The sequence below is a fragment of the Marinomonas sp. G8-14 genome (assembly GCF_055808935.1).
Genome location: NZ_CM147891.1, coordinates 3,975,824 through 3,990,865, shown reverse-complemented (window position 1 = coordinate 3,990,865; position 15,042 = coordinate 3,975,824). Strand labels below are relative to the sequence as shown.

Below are 15,042 nucleotides of genomic sequence, written 5' to 3'. Positions count from 1 at the left end.
AATATAAAATTACGGCACACAGCTTAGGCGAAATTGATCATCTAACATTTTGGGCAAAACCAAAGTGCTGAACGCTAAGCGCTGAGATTGCTGACACATACTGTTACGCTCTGACTCATCGTCCACATAAATTCTACGATATTCAGCGTTTAAAACTGGCTTCCCAGCTTGAATAAAGCCCAAGTAAGAACGACACTCAGAATATTCAAAACATTGCTCTGTCACGGCAAAATCAAAGTCACTACTCAAGGTTCGGGCCTGGTCTGGATTGTTCTTCAAACCAATCCCTAAGCCTAATTGATGGGCTTGCGTCGCCAAAAATCGATTATAATCCAGCTGATCATTAGCTCGAAAAGAAAAACCTGTATTAGTGCGGTAACTGTCCACGTTGTCGAGCTCCACACCATCACACCCTTTTTCAGTAGCCAAACGAAGCCGGCGAACCATCACATCACGCACTTGACTGGAGCGAATATCTAACCAGCGCTCATCGTCCCAACCTTTCAAAGTTTTGCCTAAGTCTTGCGCGGAAAAATCTGCGGCATCCGGTCGCCAATCTTCGTATGAAGCCGCGGAAAAATAACAAATGACTTTTTTACCGGATGCTTGTAGACGTTGAATCAGTTCAACAGACGAATCAAATAAATCGATGTCATATAAATCCACATCGTAATCTTCATTAACGACACCATCTAATTGCCATTGCCAAGTTACACCAACAGGCGGACGATACCAATCATCAGCGGCGTACACAGTCGAAAAAAAAGACGAAAAAAGCAAACACATTACAATGAATGGAAAAAGTAAAACACGCATAGTGGACTCCATTTGTCAGAAAAAGCTTACTAAAAAGCCCACGACACGGTTGCCGTAGTCCTACTCTACCTTGTTATGCAAAGAAAGGCTTACAATCTAAGAAAACATTCCATTTGCTCTTGCTTACAAGGCAAGCACCGTTAATCAATTAACTGGTGAGCGAGTGCATATTTCACCAAACCAGCGGACGTGTGAATATTCAGTTTGTTTTTAAGATTTTGCCGATGGGTTTCAACGGTCCTCACACTGATGTTTAACGATAAGGCAATTTCTTTATTAGACAAACCCATCGCAAGTGCTTTTAAAACTGCCATTTCCCGTTTACTCAATTCTTCACAAGATAAGTTAGGAACTACCTGAGAAAAAAGAGAATCAGACGCACCAGAACTAAAATACGTTCCTCCCTGATACACAGTATTAATCGCTTGTACTAGCTCTTCCGAAGACACATCTTTTAACACATACCCATTCGCACCAGACTGAATTAAAGACAAAATATATTCTTTATCATTGTGCATACTGAGCATCAGTATTTTGACATGGGGTTGTTCTGCTTTAAAACGCTTAGTGGCCTCTAAACCATTTAAAACAGGCATAGAAACATCCATTAAAACCAAATCTGGCTCTGTGTCTTTGGCTTTTTCAAGCGCTTCCAAACCATTTGACGCCGTCGCAATGATGTCAATATTGCCTTCTAACTCCAAACGCGCTTGAAGACCATCCAACACCAACATATGATCATCTACCAACAGCACTCGAATCTTTTTTATCATTATTATCACTCTTCTCTAGGCGGTTAAAATCCTTGCTCCAAGGGTAATAATGCCTGCACCTTTGTGCCTTTGCCACGCTGGGACTCTAATGTAAAATCGCCGCCAATTAGTTCGAGCCGTTCTCGCATATTGATCAAGCCAATACCGGAAGACAACACACTCTTCTGAGAAAAACCGCAGCCATCATCCAAGCACTCGAACCCAATGTGTCGATAAGACTGCCAGACATGTAAGGTAATATTTTTGGCTTGGGCATGTTTTTCAATATTAGTTAACGCTTCTTGGGTCAAACGATAGATAGTAATTTCAATTTCATCCGGTATGTTTGATACCACCTCAAAACGATAAGCTACTTTTATTCTGGTACGCTCCATAAATTGATCAACTAGGGCTCTCAGGGCTGTATCTAAGCCTAGATCATCTAATAGAGTCGGTCGTAAATTATGCGAAATTTGACGCACTTCGCTGATGGTTTGATTAATCAAATCCCCCGCTTTGGCCAGTTCCTGATGAATCACTTCTTTTTCATGATCACGTTTTAATTTATTTTCTGCTAATTCAATACGAAACTTACAACTTACCAATAGCTGATTAATACCGTCATGCAACTCTCGAGAAAAACCTCGCCTTTCATTGACTTGCAAACGCATAAAGCGCTGCGCTAACTCTTTTAATCTAGAATCGGCTAATTTATGTTCATGAAGATTAATCGCAAGACCCAGCAATATGACCAGCACAACCGTAACAACAACCACTTCAATCACGGCAAAAAAGCTGCGCTGAATATTGTCATTCATAATGCTTTTTGTTTTAGCAAGCTCGGCGTAAATATCATCTAAATACAAGCCTGTGCCCATCATCCAATCCCAACGATCAATGGCGACCACATAACCTAATTTGTCTTCTTGTTTCATTAGTGGCGGCTTCTCCCAGATATATCGGTGATATCCACCACCCGCTTGAGCCGCACGAATTAAGCCCTGAATCAAATAATTCCCGGTGCGATCCTGAAAGTTCCATAGGTTTTTGCCCACAAAATCTGGCTGTGTTGGGTGGACTAGATTCACGCCGGACATTTCATAAGCAAAAAAATAACCATCGTCCTCATAACTTAATCCGGCCAGAATTTTTTTTACCTGATATTGCGCTTCCGCATCCTCTAATTGATCGTCTTCTAAGATGGGACGAATGGCCGACATAGCAATATTGACATGATTTTTTAAGGCTTGTTTTTTAGCATCGACTAAATTGAACTCGTAAATAGCCAGCTCTTGCTCAGCCAAATCACGGGCGGACTGAAAGCCCAAATAGGTAATAATTGTCGTGGCGACAATTAATGGCGCGACAGCAAGCAAGATAATCTTACTTTTTAATCTCATGGAGAAAGACCTTTTTTATTATTATAAGGTCACCGAATAAAACGGCGCATACGAGAAAAGCGGACTCTTGTCCGCTTTTCTCTATTACATAATAAAAACAGAATTAGTGCATCCCATACCATTCAGGAAAGATCATAATACTGACTAAAACTAAGATCTGGATCAAAATAAACGGCGTTACGCCTTTATAAATATGCATTGTACGCACCGACTTAGGAGCGACGCCTTTTAAATAAAATAAGCTGAACCCGAAAGGAGGCGTTAAAAAAGAGGTCTGCAAATTCATCGCAATCAAGATCGCGAACCACACCATGTTAATCCCTAATGCTTCCGCCACAGGCACCAAGATTGGCACAATAATGAAGGCAATCTCAACAAAGTCGATAAAAAAACCCAACACTAAAATGGCAACCATCGCTAAGATAATAAAGCCCCATTTTTCGCCGGGTAGATTAAGCAACACTTCTTCAACTATTGCATCACCACCGGTATAACTGAAGGCCATCGAGAAGGCCGTTGCCCCCATCAGGATAGCGAACACCATGGCCGTTACTTTGACCGTTTCTAAACCACTGTCATAAAGCATTTTCCAGCTAAATTGACGGTAAAAAAGCGCCAAAATAATAGCACCCACTCCCCCCAACGCAGATGACTCTGTTGGCGTCGCAATACCCGTAAAAATAGATCCCAAAACGATTAATACCAAAGCCAATGGCGGAATAATCGCTTTTAAAGCACTGCGAATTTGTTGGGCGCGAGTCTCACCATCTAGCTCTTGTGGCATAGCAGGCGCTAATTCAGGCTTCAAAAAAGTCAAAATCAAAATGTACACAATATAGCAGCCGATCAGCACCATACCTGGCAGCAACGCCGCTTGAAACAAATCCCCTACTGGAATACGAATAACATCGCCTAGGATGATCAAAATAATCGAAGGAGGAATAATTTGCCCCAGCGTCCCTGATGCGCAAATCGTCCCACATGCTAAAGATTTACTGTAGTTATACTTCAGCATCACAGGTAGAGAGATCAATCCCATGGCCACCACACTGGCCCCCACCACACCGGTAGACGCCGCTAACAAAGCCCCCACTAACACGGTAGATATCGCCAAACCACCACGAACGCCACCAAACAGTTTGCCCATGGCTTCTAGCAGCTGTTCTGCCAATTTGGTTTTTTGCAGCACGATGCCCATGAAAACAAACAAAGGCACCGCCATCATTACGGTATTTTCCATGTAGCTCTGAATGCGAAACGGCATAAAGGCAAACATATCAAAACCTTCCGCAAAAACACCGAAGATTAAAGCGATACCACCAAAGGTAAAGGCGACAGGAAAGCCTAGTAACAGCATGACTAGGGCAACAAAAAACATGATTATTCCAATCATAAATAACCTACAAGCTTAAAATGGTGACAAGAATCAATGTTGAATCGGCGGATGTGAAAAGCCTTCTTCACTGACGCCACGCAGCACATTAATGCAGCGAATAATCATCCCCAAACCACTGATCGCCATAGAAAAAAAGGCAAACGGAATCACCGCTTTAATAATCCAGCGATAAGGTAACCCACCCGGATCACCACTGGTTTCACCAAGCGCATAAGCTTCATGAGCAAAGCCTACGCCGTAATAACCAACCAGCAACGCAAAAGGGATAAGAAAAAACACACAACCAAATAAATCAATCCATGCTTTGCCACGGATTGACAAGTTTTCATAAATCAAATCCACACGAACATGGCCGCCATGCTGAATTCCATAGGGAATACCCAACAAAAAAATCGCTGCATACAAATGCCACTCCAACTCTTGCATCCCGATCGATACATTATTGAAGGCATAGCGCATCAAAACGTCATAAAAAACATTAAAAAGTAAGGCGATAAACAACAGGGTTGATAGCACGCCAAGGAAGTTAGAGAAACGAGTAATGCCTCGTTCTAGACCGATCAAAAACATAACAAACTCCTAGCAAGTTCTGCAGAATGTGTATGCTTGTGGCATGTTGCAAAAGTTGCTTCTAGAAAAAAGCATGGCGAAGGGTTCTTATTCGCCATGCTGGGAGGTTTTAGTCCGCTAAACTGTCAATACTGTCTAGGTAGGCACGGTCAGAGATATTGGTCCAAACGCGAACCTTTTTAAGATAAGCCGCTTGAGAATCCAAAATTTCCTTAGCCAACGGGTCTTTAGCTGCCGCTTCTTCAAGCAACTCTTGGTTGGCATTTTTCATTGCCTGTAATACTTCTTTTGGAAAAGTTTTGATTTGCACATCTGGGTATTCTGTTGACATCTTAGACCAGTTCTCAGCACTTTCATGATAAGACTGAATGTACATGTCGTAAGACGCGAGCTTCATAGAAGTACGCAAGATTTCACGAAGATCGTCGGGTAATTTTTTCCAAGAACGTTCGTTAACCAAAAATTGCAGTTCTGTTGCTGGCTCATGCCAACCAGTGTAGTAATAAGGCGCGATTTTATGGAAGCCAAGATCCATGTCCAATGACGGTCCTACCCACTCTAGGGCATCGATGGTGCGACGCTCCAAAGCGGTATAAAGCTCTCCAACCGCAATATTGGTCGGACTAGCACCCAACTTCGCCATGACTTCACCCGCGAAGCCTGGGATACGCATTTTTAAACCTTTAAGGTCGTCAACGCTGTTGATCTCTTTTTGGAACCAGCCGCCCATTTGGTTGCCTGTATTACCACCAGGGAAAGACAGCAAGCCAAACGGTTGATACACCTTCTGCATCAGATCCATACCGCCGCCATAATAGAACCAACCGTACTGCTCAGGCGTGATCATGCCAAATGGCATGGTAGTAAAATACAGGGTATTTGGCACCTTGCCTTTCCAATAGTAAGACGCAGAATGGCCCATGTCGTACTGACCAGAACGCACCATGTCAAACACACCCAAAGGAGCTTTGTGTTTGTTGGCAGAATCAATGGTGATTTTTAAACGGCCGCCAGACATTTCATCCGCAATACGCGCCATGTTTCTTGGTGCATCACCAAAGATAGGGAAATTAGAGGCCCAAGTTTCAGCCATGGTCAGTTTGTATACTTTTTCCGCTGCCAATGCAGGCAAAGAAAAAGCACTAAGTGTTACGGCCGTCGCCGCAACCAGCGTGGTGAGTTTTAAAGATTTCATCAGTTTTATCGTCCTGTGGTCTTATTGTTTTTTTTAAGATCGAGCAGGACAAATAATCACGCGAATGAAAAGTGTAAACAATTCGTAAGAATACCGAATAAGAAAGCGGAAACTACGTAGAAGACTCCGTATTACTACTTAGATGGTTTAAAGCATTCGACAAATCTGACGTCATCAATTGAGCAACATAAGGTTCTATCGCCTCTGCAAAAACCTGATATTGACTCGAGTTGGGATGCAAAAAGTCATTCATTACATCACTGATTAGATGACCGTCTTCATCTAAAAAAACAGAATTTATATCACGAAAAAACACTCTTTTATCATCCGCATAAGTGCAAATAATCTGATTCACTTCGTCATTCAACTTACGAAGCTTTTGCGTTGGTTTCGCGCTACGAGGGAAAATGCCCAAAAGCAATACTTTAGTCTGTGGTAGCTTTTCTGCCAATACAGACAGGATCTGCTTAATACCTAACGCCGTGTCTTCGGCCTTGTCCATGCGATGACCAGAGTTGTTTGTACCGATCAACAATACCAACAGCTTAGGCGCAATATTATCAAGCTCCCCATGGGCAAGTCGCCATAATACATTCTCTGTTTTATCCCCGTTAAAACCCAGATTTAGCGCATTCCTTGGGCGATAATAGACATCCCACGCATCCGCCCCTTCTTTCTCCCAAGCTTGCGTGATGGAATCCCCAAGGAACACTAAATCCACTCGCTCCATGGCATCTTTTTCTGCGAGCTTTTCCTCATGGCGAGGTAACCACCAAAGGGTTTCTTGTGGCATGGCCTTGATAGATAAAGGCTCCGTCGGTAATTGCTTTGCTGCTTTCATCACAAATCACACCCTAAAAAATGCGTTCCTGGAATGGGGTTGTAACTCACCGGATCACAAGGTTCAAAACCCAAGCGGACATACAAACGTCGTGCAGTGTCAAAATCCGCCAAAACATCAAGACACATACGCTGATAACCATGTTGCTTGGCGCATTCCATTAACCTAGTCACCAGCCTCTCACCTAATTGATGGCCGCGCTCGCTAGGACGAACATAAACACGTTTCATTTCACATACCTTCTCGTCTACTCGACGAAAAGCCCCGCAGCCGACGACCTCATTATCTTTCCAGATCAGTAAAACCATCCCCTTAGGATGTGAGTATTTTTCATCTAAAACAGCAAACTCTTGTTCATTTTGCTGATAGTCCAAGCTAACTGGCGCCGACGTAATATACTCACGAAAGATAGCCAATACATTGTCATTGTCTTGTGGAAAATCGGCAGGGCGAATGGTAAACATCTTGTGTCCTTACGTTGAAACTGGATAGGCAAAATAATACCGACAAAACACAATAGAAAACAAAGCTTAATACAATCCTTTAAGCGAGCAGCATACTCCTTTATGATCCCTGCATGCTAAAATGACCTGATTTAAGGGATATCAAACCGTGGGCATGGCACTTTTTTACCTCAAGAAAATCATCGGCATGATGCTGATGCCTATTCCCCTCACTTTACTGGCGATGTTACTAGCGTTTTTCTTGATGAAGAAATGCCCGAAGTTCGCCAAGCTACTTCTATTCTGCGCCATACTTTTATTAGGCTTGACCAGCTGGTTCTCGGTGGCGGATAAACTCATCGCTACGGTAGAACATGACTTCCCTGTGTTTGATATTCAACAACCCGTGGATGTTGTTATCGTCCTAGGCAGCGGCCATAAAGACCTCAGCAACACGCCTGAAATTATGCAGCTAGGCAACAGCGCCCTATTTCGCCTCGAAGAAGGTCTGCGCATTTTAAAAGCCAACCCCAACGCGCAATTATTCGTGTCTGGTTACTCCGGAGAAATGACCGAACCTCACGCAGAAATCATGCGCCGAGCAGCCATAGAATTAGGCGTACAACCCAACCGAATTAAAGCCTTCCCTCTCGCCAAAGACACCGAAGAGGAAGCCAAGAGCATGAAACCCTATCTAGATGGAAAACAAGCCGCGCTGGTTACCGAAGCGTCACACCTGAAACGTGCGTCTATCTTCTTCGAAAAAGCCGGCATCAACATCATTCCTGCGCCCGCCCTGTACTTAGGCTCAGAAAAAAGTGACTGGCAAATCGACGCCAATGCCGCCTACAAAAGCCAACGCGCCTTTTACGAATGGCTTGGACGTGGCTGGCAATGGATTAAGGAGTAAGCAATGACATCTAAAGTGACATTTGAAGCGGATAAAATAGATGACCCAATATCTCACGATACTTGGTTAACACAACAAGTTAACACCGCTTTCGATCGTATGGAAAACGGCCTTGCTGTATTTGTGTCGAACGAAGAAGCCAATGCTCAGATGGAAGATTTTAAGGCAAAAGTTCGTGCTAGGAATAAGAACTTATAGTTACACTGCCTTATAAATTAAACCCATAATGGCTGCCATCTGGCAATTCGACATCCACGGTTAGTTTGCCACCAGCGCCTTCTACATAACGCTTTAAAGTAGATAGCTTTACATCTCGGCCTTTGCGTTCCATTCCCGCAATCGTCGGTTGCTTCACGCCCAGCGTTTTTGCCATATCTTCTTGAGTGATTTGCATGCGTTCACGTAACTGGGACAGATGAATGCCAAGTACCATATCCTCTGCTTTTTTACGGGCATTTTTTACTATTTCAGGCTTCTGATCTGAAATTAATTTATCAAGTGTTCTAGCCATTACTCACCTCGACTTTTTAGGTCTAGTAGATGTTTTTCAAATTCTTTATCTGCAACTGGAATCATCTGCTCATAAAATCGCTTATCTTTCCCTGTTTTCTCACCAGCACACAATAAAATACCCGTTCTGCTTGGATTGAAGGCATAGAACGAGCGAATAGGATTCCCCTTACTTTGCGTTCTTAGCTCTTTCATATTACTGAACTTCGAGCCATGCACGGCATCAGCATAAGGCCTAGATAATTGCGGCCCTTTTTGCTGTAGCAAAAGTAGTGTTGCTAACACGTTTTCTTTATCAATATCATCTAAGGCTTCAAACCATTCATCAAACACATCCGTTGTTTCTATACTCCACATAAATTCCCTTTCATACAAAATAATAGCTTATAAACTATATAGCCTTAAAGCTGTATTTTCAATTCAAAAAAACAGCACCCATCAATGAGCACTGCTTTTCGATTACTTCAAGAGTCGAGTCTTTTCGAACTCATCAAACCTGAAATAAGAAGTTTTTGATCAGGTCTTTTCCGCCTTCTGTTGCGAAGGATTCTGGGTGAAATTGAATGCCTTGGATCGGGTATTCTTTGTGACGCACGCCCATCAGCTCAAACTTGCCGCCTTTGTGGATCGTCGCGAGGTCCTTGAAGTCAGCTTGTTTTAACTCACCAACGGACGCGGTGACCTCTAGCACATCAGGGAAGCTTTCTGCTTCGGCAATAAGCGAGTGATAGCGCATCACTTCCAGCTGGTCAGGAATGTCATGAAAAATACCTTCGCTATTGTGAGTGATCGGGCTGGTTTTACCATGCATTGGCAAGGGTGCTTTAACCACTCTACCACCAAATACGTGACAAATACCCTGCATTCCCAAGCAAACACCCAACAATGGAATGGTTTTGCCAAATTCCAAGATTACGTCTGCACACACGCCAAAGTACGCCTTGTCGTCTGGGGAACCTGGCCCTGGGGAGATAATAATGCGATCCGGTGCGGCGGCACGAATGTCATCTAATGTCACTTCATCGTTACGTTTTACGATCACTTCAAACGCGTCGATTTCGCCACGGCTTTTTTCGGTTTCTAATACTTCACCAATAAACTGATACAGGTTGTACGTGAAGGAATCGTAGTTGTCGATAATATACACTTTCATGTCGGCTTCCCTTACGCTTTGTCTTGTGTGTTGGCTGGCGCAAAACTGTCTAACACCCGCTTGGTGCCAGCAAATTTACGTTGGATCTCTTCGTATTCGTCTTCGGCGTTTGAGTCATATACGTTACCGCCACAGGTTTGCACATAGGCTTTGTTGCCCTTGGCAAACACAGTACGAATCGGAATCGCAAACATACAATCGCCATTAAAAGAGAACTGACCCACCGCGCCACCGTAAGGGCCACGGCCATCGTTTTCCAAATCATCGATGATCTTCATCGCTTCGATCTTCGGTGCGCCAGTCAAGGTTCCCGCTGGAAAGTTACTCGCCAATGCCGAAAACATGTCGTGATCTTCCGCCATAATGCCGACGATTTCGCTAGAAATGTGCTGAACATGACTAAAACGCTTAATGTCCATCAAGCTACGTACTTTTACTGTACCGAAGCGCGCCACACGGCCAATATCGTTACGATGCAGATCGACAATCATATTGTGCTCAGCAATTTCTTTCGGATCGTTCAACAAAGCACGGGCCAGTGCCGTGTCTTCCACCGCGTCTTTACCACGCTTCGCCGTCCCTGCTAATGGGAAGGTTTCCATTTCCCCTTGGCGCACTCGGAACAACAATTCTGAGGCTCGCGCCGATCACCTTTTGCTCACCAAACTTGATGTAATACATTTGCGGCGATGGGTTCACTTCACGCAACTGCTCATACAAATTAATGGTGTCACCTTCCATATCGAACCATTTTTTAAAGCCCACTTCGCACTGGAAGATCTTACCTTCAATGATATCTTGCTTCACCTTAGCCACGGCATTCGCGTGATCCGCCTTGCTCATAGACTCACCTGTCGGCGTGACCACAAATGGGCCGTTTTCTGGCGTTGGCGCAGACATCATTTCTTGTACCAGATCAACGCGATTGTCGTCGTAGTAGAAGTAGAAAACTTCACCTGTCATCTTGTCCAGAATCAGACCGTCTTTGTACAAACCAAAACGGAAGGCATCGAACATCTCGCTCGATTGCAAATCCAAGGTTGGCTCAAAATAGTTCATGCTGTCGTAACCGATATAACCCGTTAAACCACCCGCAAAACCACGCGACAAAATATTCTGCGGCACGATGTCACGCAGCAAATAATACGGATTGTCGGATTCATAAGACTCAGTGCTGCCGTCACGCTCTTGGATAAACAACTGCTTGCCTTCGGCCCAGATCAATTTTTCGGGGTCAAAACCAATGATCGAATGGCGGGAAATAAAGCTCTCTTCACCAAGGGATTCCAACATAAAACAGTGATCGAAACGCTTCTCGACCTTTTTAAACAAGTCAAAAAAATCGCAATCGGAACTGATAGTGACGTACTTAGGCTTACGCGGCAGCGTGATGCGCTGCGGTTTTTTATTGTATGAACTCATATCTCTTTTAATTCCTTCAATGCTCGGGAACCACGGGTCACAGTGGCAATACCCACACCTAATTGTTTCGCAATGTCTCGCTGCGGCACGCCTTCGTCTAACAAGGCAATGATTTTCAAACGACTGACCATTTCACTGATTTCATTCGGTGTCAGCAGCACTTTTAAACGCTTCTCCAACACCAATTCATCGTCTACTTCGGTTAAAAACTGGATTAAGTCCTTCATAGGATTCAACTCTCATAAGAAGGTTTGTATTCATGTACTAGTACGATATAGATTTCAAAGAAGAGAAGCAAGAAAATAAACATGCGATTTTCATCAAATAATTGTATATTCTTTAGTTAGACAGATAGCGTCATTGGGGGATTCTTATGAGTAAACGCTTTTCAAGCATAACAACTCTCGCAGTAAAGAGGGCAGCCTCAGGAGAGATTACTAGCAGTAAGAGAGGCACATACAACCGAGCTATTTCGTTTTATGGGCTTAGTAACCACGCATTAAACAAAACAGGCGCAGAGCCTCAAAGAAGCATGGAAATCTGCATCATCAAGCACAAGAGACATAAAGGCATAGGGATTTGGCTTACAACTATATTTACGACCAGCTTGTAGAAACTGAAGATGATATACATGGAATAATTGCATATTCGGTATACAAACGACAGAAAATTCAGTTTATTAGGGACTTTAAAAGCTCTCATAACAACAATGATCCAACTGAAGAAGATCTCAGACCATTTAACAATATATCTACTTCCACTGCTCAGCTAGAATTTTATCGTAGTGAAGCGACAGTCCTAACACAAAACTTTCTTGAGAATGTCTTAATAGCAGACCTTGAGGAGCGTGAAGCCCTTTTTTCGGCAAAAGTTCATACTGAACTTGCAAACGTTCAGCCTAGAAAGTGGTATCTTGATATTTTAATTGGGGCTTCTGGATCACTATTGTTTGTGATGCTAACGGGAGTTCTTTACTTTGCGGTATGGTCTTTATCAACATCACCCAAAATGGTGATAGAACAAATGTTCGATGTAACAATAATACCAACCGATACATCTAAGTAAAAATCATTACTGCATAGTGGTTATGACCCTTTTCAAAGAATTCAAATCTTCTCTAGAAGAAGCGGTAGAAATCCACCAAGGCCGTAAAGCAGCCTCTCGTATTACTCGCTTTGAGATCGCTGATGTAAAGTCTATTCGTGATAGTCTGCAAGTATCTCAGGCTGAATTTGCCAAAGCCCTTGGCACCAGCGTGGATACAATAAAAAGCTGGGAAAGCAGACGCCGTAACCCAACAGGTTTGGTGACTAAAGTGCTAGCAACCATTCAAGACAATCCAAATTTTTATAAAGAGCTATCGGTTCATTAAAATGATCACAAAATTTTTCCGCGTTGAAATTTATCCTGAATATCGAGAAGAATCTGAAGCTAAATTCCGCAGCTTATCTGTCGGTGCCCTTGAGACTCAAGAAGGTTGTGAGTCTATCGAAATTGGTTTTCCTGTTGAGTCAAATCCCAATGAGTGCTCAATGATTTCCAGGTGGCAGAGTAAAGGCAAGCTGATCGAGTTCTTAGGAGAAGGCTGGCATAAAGCATTTATCCCAGATTGCATGGAACATTACGCCAAGCAATATTCTGTGCATCATTATGAGATCTAAAAAGGTCTCACGGTATTATTTTTCCGCAGTTTAGGCTTCTAAACATGACAAAAAATGTGCGCCCTTTTTAACCAAGATTAATAATAGAAGCCTCTAATAAACTAGGTTATTTGGGATCTGCATACTGGCTAAGAGAATCAACATGAGACACAAACCAACGCTATCATTGACTTCTAAACAGCAAGCTTAAACAAGCAAAAAAGGCGATAACTTTGTCGAAAGCATGCGTTTAGAGGGTTGTTCAGTCGATAAGTCCTTACTGTCTTTCAGTGCATCAGAAAGAAAAGCAAAGAAAGAAAAGCAAAGAAATAAGAAATCTTAGAAAAGTATTCCGCATCAAAAAAATAGCAAGTAGATCGTTTTAAAACGTGCTCCAATCAACACTTTGCCGTATCCAGCCTGCATTTTGACTTTTATCGCCGCCGTTTTAACCTAAGCGAAAATACTATCTTGCCTTCATTGCCATGACATTCTAACGTCGTGTTGTATCTCTCATTCAGGAATAAAACAATGACATTCATCAGAGCCAAAGACTTCACTGCCGATCGTGCTTGGGGCGCGTTGGACATTGCCAATATGAACGGGGTCACAACGCGTTTGCATTGGACGGATAAGCCTTATAAATGGCACATCAATGATGGTGAAGAAGTGTTTGTGGTATTAGATGGCGAGGTGCATATGCATTATCGAGTCGATGGCAAAGAACATATTCAGTTGATGACGGTAGGTGATATTTTCTACGCGGCCATTGGCACAGAACACGTTGCGCATCCTATTAGTGAGGCGCGCATATTGGTGATTGAGAAAGAAGGCAGTGTGTAATGAAAAACGCTTTATCTATATTCCAAAAAAGTTTATTTAAAGACATTGTAATAACTAAATCTTTTAAGTAACCTCACTCTTAATGAAATATTAAGCTTCCCAGATGAGGTCACTATGAAATCTAAGCCACGCTTTTTAAAATCTATCATTGGTACATTATTGCTGAGTGGCGCCGTACAAGCGTCAGCGGCAGATCAGACCATTCTGAACACGTCTTACGACATCGCTCGTGAATTGTTCGCTGCTTACAACCCAACCTTTGAGCAACATTGGTTAGAGAAAACCGGTAAAACGATTGAGATAAAACAGTCTCATGCAGGCTCTTCAAAACAAGCCAACGCCATCATGAACGGTTTGTCTGCCGATGTGGCGACTTTTAACCAAGTCACTGATGTACAAATTTTACATGACAAAGGAAACTTGATTCCTGCAGATTGGAAAGAGCAATTCCCTAACGCAAGTTCGCCTTACTACTCAACGATTGCTTTTCTTGTGCGCAAAGGTAACCCTAAAAACATTCAAAACTGGGGGGATTTAGCGGCAAAAGATGTGGCGTTAGTGTTCCCAAACCCTAAAACTTCTGGCAATGGTCGTTATACCTTTCTAGCGGCTCAGGGTTATGCTCAAAAAACCTTCGGCAAAGAAAACGAAGCGAAAATAGACGATTTCCTCAGCACTTTCCTGAAAAACGTCTCCGTGTTTGACACTGGCGGCCGCGGCGCAACCACCACTTTCGTTGAGCGAGGCATTGGTGATGTGTTGATTACATTCGAATCTGAAGTAAACAATATTCGCAACCAGTACGGCGCAGACAACTACGAAGTGGTTGTACCAAAAACGTCTATCTTGGCGGAATTCCCAGTAGCGGTCGTTGAGAAAAACGTGAAAAAGAATGGTACTGAAGAGGTTTCTCGTGAGTACCTAAGCTACTTATACAGCGAAGCATCTCAGCGTTTGTTAGCGGGTTTTAACTACCGTGTACACAATGATGTCGTGAAAAAAGAGTTCGCCGACACCTTTCCTGAAGTGGATTTGCTAACCGTCGAAAATATTGCCGGTGGCTGGCCTAAAGCAACTAAAGACATCTTTGCAAATGGTGGTAAACTAGACCAACTTCAGCGTCGCTAATATCAGAAGAGATAACAAACTAG

General features: G+C 43.1%; 19 protein-coding genes and 1 pseudogene. 7 read left to right on the top strand and 13 right to left on the bottom strand.

The features are described 5' to 3' along the window. Positions 1-9: 9 nt before the first annotated feature. The 8 genes from AC0L6V_RS20440 to AC0L6V_RS20405 all read right to left on the bottom strand — a co-directional run bounded on the left by AC0L6V_RS20440 (position 10) and on the right by AC0L6V_RS20405 (position 7,434). On the bottom strand, positions 10-816 hold the full coding sequence (locus AC0L6V_RS20440) for an endo alpha-1,4 polygalactosaminidase (protein ID WP_418138560.1): 807 nt from the start codon (positions 814-816) through the stop codon (positions 10-12). 140 nt (positions 817-956) lie between these two features. Then, on the bottom strand, positions 957-1,589 hold the full coding sequence (locus tag AC0L6V_RS20435; protein WP_265220162.1) for a response regulator transcription factor: 633 nt from the start codon (positions 1,587-1,589) through the stop codon (positions 957-959). A 23-nt stretch (positions 1,590-1,612) separates the two neighbouring features. Beyond that, the gene (locus tag AC0L6V_RS20430; RefSeq protein WP_409419000.1) at positions 1,613-2,968 is read right to left on the bottom strand and encodes a cache domain-containing protein; all 1,356 of its coding nucleotides are present in this window, start codon (positions 2,966-2,968) and stop codon (positions 1,613-1,615) included. A 103-nt stretch (positions 2,969-3,071) separates the two neighbouring features. Continuing rightward, positions 3,072-4,361 (bottom strand): TRAP transporter large permease, encoded by a 1,290-nt coding sequence (locus tag AC0L6V_RS20425; protein WP_265220159.1) that lies wholly within the window; start codon positions 4,359-4,361, stop codon positions 3,072-3,074. A 33-nt stretch (positions 4,362-4,394) separates the two neighbouring features. Beyond that, positions 4,395-4,934, bottom strand: a complete 540-nt coding sequence (locus tag AC0L6V_RS20420; RefSeq protein WP_409418999.1) for a TRAP transporter small permease subunit — start codon at positions 4,932-4,934, stop codon at positions 4,395-4,397. Between the two features lie 109 nt (positions 4,935-5,043). Then, on the bottom strand, positions 5,044-6,129 hold the full coding sequence (locus AC0L6V_RS20415; protein WP_265220158.1) for a TRAP transporter substrate-binding protein: 1,086 nt from the start codon (positions 6,127-6,129) through the stop codon (positions 5,044-5,046). Positions 6,130-6,241: 112 nt separating this feature from the next. Then, positions 6,242-6,970, bottom strand: a complete 729-nt coding sequence (locus tag AC0L6V_RS20410) for a GDSL-type esterase/lipase family protein (protein ID WP_265220325.1) — start codon at positions 6,968-6,970, stop codon at positions 6,242-6,244. Next, on the bottom strand, positions 6,970-7,434 hold the full coding sequence (locus AC0L6V_RS20405) for a GNAT family N-acetyltransferase (RefSeq protein WP_265220157.1): 465 nt from the start codon (positions 7,432-7,434) through the stop codon (positions 6,970-6,972). The genes AC0L6V_RS20410 and AC0L6V_RS20405 overlap by 1 nt, the downstream gene beginning before the upstream one ends. A 154-nt stretch (positions 7,435-7,588) precedes the next feature. On the opposite strand from AC0L6V_RS20405, the gene AC0L6V_RS20400 reads away from it, so the two are divergent. Then, complete coding sequence (locus AC0L6V_RS20400; protein WP_418138559.1) at positions 7,589-8,323, top strand: ElyC/SanA/YdcF family protein; 735 nt, start codon at positions 7,589-7,591, stop codon at positions 8,321-8,323. A 3-nt stretch (positions 8,324-8,326) separates the two neighbouring features. Beyond that, positions 8,327-8,521, top strand: coding sequence for a hypothetical protein (locus AC0L6V_RS20395; RefSeq protein WP_265220155.1), 195 nt, complete (start codon positions 8,327-8,329; stop codon positions 8,519-8,521). Positions 8,522-8,531: 10 nt separating this feature from the next. Here the strand turns inward: AC0L6V_RS20395 and AC0L6V_RS20390 are convergent, their stop codons facing one another. From AC0L6V_RS20390 to AC0L6V_RS20370, 5 genes and pseudogenes are all read right to left on the bottom strand, one after another. Further along, positions 8,532-8,834: a helix-turn-helix domain-containing protein gene (locus tag AC0L6V_RS20390; RefSeq protein ID WP_265220154.1), complete on the bottom strand. Its 303-nt coding sequence runs from the start codon at positions 8,832-8,834 to the stop codon at positions 8,532-8,534. After that, positions 8,834-9,190, bottom strand: a complete 357-nt coding sequence (locus AC0L6V_RS20385) for a type II toxin-antitoxin system RelE/ParE family toxin (protein WP_265220153.1) — start codon at positions 9,188-9,190, stop codon at positions 8,834-8,836. The genes AC0L6V_RS20390 and AC0L6V_RS20385 overlap by 1 nt, the downstream gene beginning before the upstream one ends. Before the next feature lie 133 nt (positions 9,191-9,323). After that, positions 9,324-9,986: an anthranilate synthase component II gene (locus AC0L6V_RS20380; RefSeq protein ID WP_111608549.1), complete on the bottom strand. Its 663-nt coding sequence runs from the start codon at positions 9,984-9,986 to the stop codon at positions 9,324-9,326. 11 nt (positions 9,987-9,997) lie between these two features. Continuing rightward, positions 9,998-11,408, bottom strand: a pseudogene (locus AC0L6V_RS20375) (anthranilate synthase component I family protein). Then, a complete protein-coding gene (locus tag AC0L6V_RS20370) occupies positions 11,405-11,635 on the bottom strand; it encodes a Trp family transcriptional regulator (RefSeq protein WP_111637504.1) in 231 nt (76 codons plus the stop codon). Before AC0L6V_RS20370 ends, AC0L6V_RS20375 begins: the two are co-directional and overlap by 4 nt. A gap of 352 nt (positions 11,636-11,987) precedes the next feature. On the opposite strand from AC0L6V_RS20370, the gene AC0L6V_RS20365 reads away from it, so the two are divergent. From AC0L6V_RS20365 to cysP, 5 genes are all read left to right on the top strand, one after another. After that, complete coding sequence (locus tag AC0L6V_RS20365) at positions 11,988-12,473, top strand: hypothetical protein (protein ID WP_265220152.1); 486 nt, start codon at positions 11,988-11,990, stop codon at positions 12,471-12,473. A 22-nt stretch (positions 12,474-12,495) separates the two neighbouring features. Continuing rightward, the gene (gene nadS, locus AC0L6V_RS20360; protein ID WP_265220151.1) at positions 12,496-12,780 is read left to right on the top strand and encodes a NadS family protein; all 285 of its coding nucleotides are present in this window, start codon (positions 12,496-12,498) and stop codon (positions 12,778-12,780) included. Between the two features lies 1 nt (position 12,781). Further along, complete coding sequence (locus AC0L6V_RS20355) at positions 12,782-13,069, top strand: antibiotic biosynthesis monooxygenase (protein WP_409418996.1); 288 nt, start codon at positions 12,782-12,784, stop codon at positions 13,067-13,069. 510 nt (positions 13,070-13,579) lie between these two features. After that, positions 13,580-13,891 carry a cupin domain-containing protein gene (locus tag AC0L6V_RS20350; protein ID WP_265220147.1) on the top strand — a complete coding sequence of 104 codons (312 nt, stop codon included), beginning with the start codon at positions 13,580-13,582 and terminating at the stop codon, positions 13,889-13,891. A gap of 114 nt (positions 13,892-14,005) precedes the next feature. Further along, positions 14,006-15,019: a thiosulfate ABC transporter substrate-binding protein CysP gene (cysP, locus tag AC0L6V_RS20345; RefSeq protein ID WP_265220146.1), complete on the top strand. Its 1,014-nt coding sequence runs from the start codon at positions 14,006-14,008 to the stop codon at positions 15,017-15,019. The last annotated feature ends 23 nt before the right edge of the window (positions 15,020-15,042 follow it).

Excerpts from the sequence above, each read along its gene's own strand:
- AC0L6V_RS20440 (WP_418138560.1), bottom strand. The coding sequence starts at position 816 with ATGCGTGTTTTACTTTTTCCATTCATTGTAATGTGTTTGCTTTTTTCG.
- AC0L6V_RS20435 (WP_265220162.1), bottom strand. The coding sequence starts at position 1,589 with ATGATAAAAAAGATTCGAGTGCTGTTGGTAGATGATCATATGTTGGTG.
- AC0L6V_RS20430 (WP_409419000.1), bottom strand. The coding sequence starts at position 2,968 with ATGAGATTAAAAAGTAAGATTATCTTGCTTGCTGTCGCGCCATTAATT.
- AC0L6V_RS20425 (WP_265220159.1), bottom strand. The coding sequence starts at position 4,361 with ATGATTGGAATAATCATGTTTTTTGTTGCCCTAGTCATGCTGTTACTA.
- AC0L6V_RS20420 (WP_409418999.1), bottom strand. The coding sequence starts at position 4,934 with ATGTTTTTGATCGGTCTAGAACGAGGCATTACTCGTTTCTCTAACTTC.
- AC0L6V_RS20415 (WP_265220158.1), bottom strand. The coding sequence starts at position 6,129 with ATGAAATCTTTAAAACTCACCACGCTGGTTGCGGCGACGGCCGTAACA.
- AC0L6V_RS20410 (WP_265220325.1), bottom strand. The coding sequence starts at position 6,970 with ATGAAAGCAGCAAAGCAATTACCGACGGAGCCTTTATCTATCAAGGCC.
- AC0L6V_RS20405 (WP_265220157.1), bottom strand. The coding sequence starts at position 7,434 with ATGTTTACCATTCGCCCTGCCGATTTTCCACAAGACAATGACAATGTA.
- AC0L6V_RS20400 (WP_418138559.1), top strand. The coding sequence starts at position 7,589 with ATGGCACTTTTTTACCTCAAGAAAATCATCGGCATGATGCTGATGCCT.
- AC0L6V_RS20395 (WP_265220155.1), top strand. The coding sequence starts at position 8,327 with ATGACATCTAAAGTGACATTTGAAGCGGATAAAATAGATGACCCAATA.
- AC0L6V_RS20390 (WP_265220154.1), bottom strand. The coding sequence starts at position 8,834 with ATGGCTAGAACACTTGATAAATTAATTTCAGATCAGAAGCCTGAAATA.
- AC0L6V_RS20385 (WP_265220153.1), bottom strand. The coding sequence starts at position 9,190 with ATGTGGAGTATAGAAACAACGGATGTGTTTGATGAATGGTTTGAAGCC.
- AC0L6V_RS20380 (WP_111608549.1), bottom strand. The coding sequence starts at position 9,986 with ATGAAAGTGTATATTATCGACAACTACGATTCCTTCACGTACAACCTG.
- AC0L6V_RS20370 (WP_111637504.1), bottom strand. The coding sequence starts at position 11,635 with ATGAAGGACTTAATCCAGTTTTTAACCGAAGTAGACGATGAATTGGTG.
- nadS (WP_265220151.1), top strand. The coding sequence starts at position 12,496 with ATGACCCTTTTCAAAGAATTCAAATCTTCTCTAGAAGAAGCGGTAGAA.
- AC0L6V_RS20355 (WP_409418996.1), top strand. The coding sequence starts at position 12,782 with ATGATCACAAAATTTTTCCGCGTTGAAATTTATCCTGAATATCGAGAA.
- AC0L6V_RS20350 (WP_265220147.1), top strand. The coding sequence starts at position 13,580 with ATGACATTCATCAGAGCCAAAGACTTCACTGCCGATCGTGCTTGGGGC.
- cysP (WP_265220146.1), top strand. The coding sequence starts at position 14,006 with ATGAAATCTAAGCCACGCTTTTTAAAATCTATCATTGGTACATTATTG.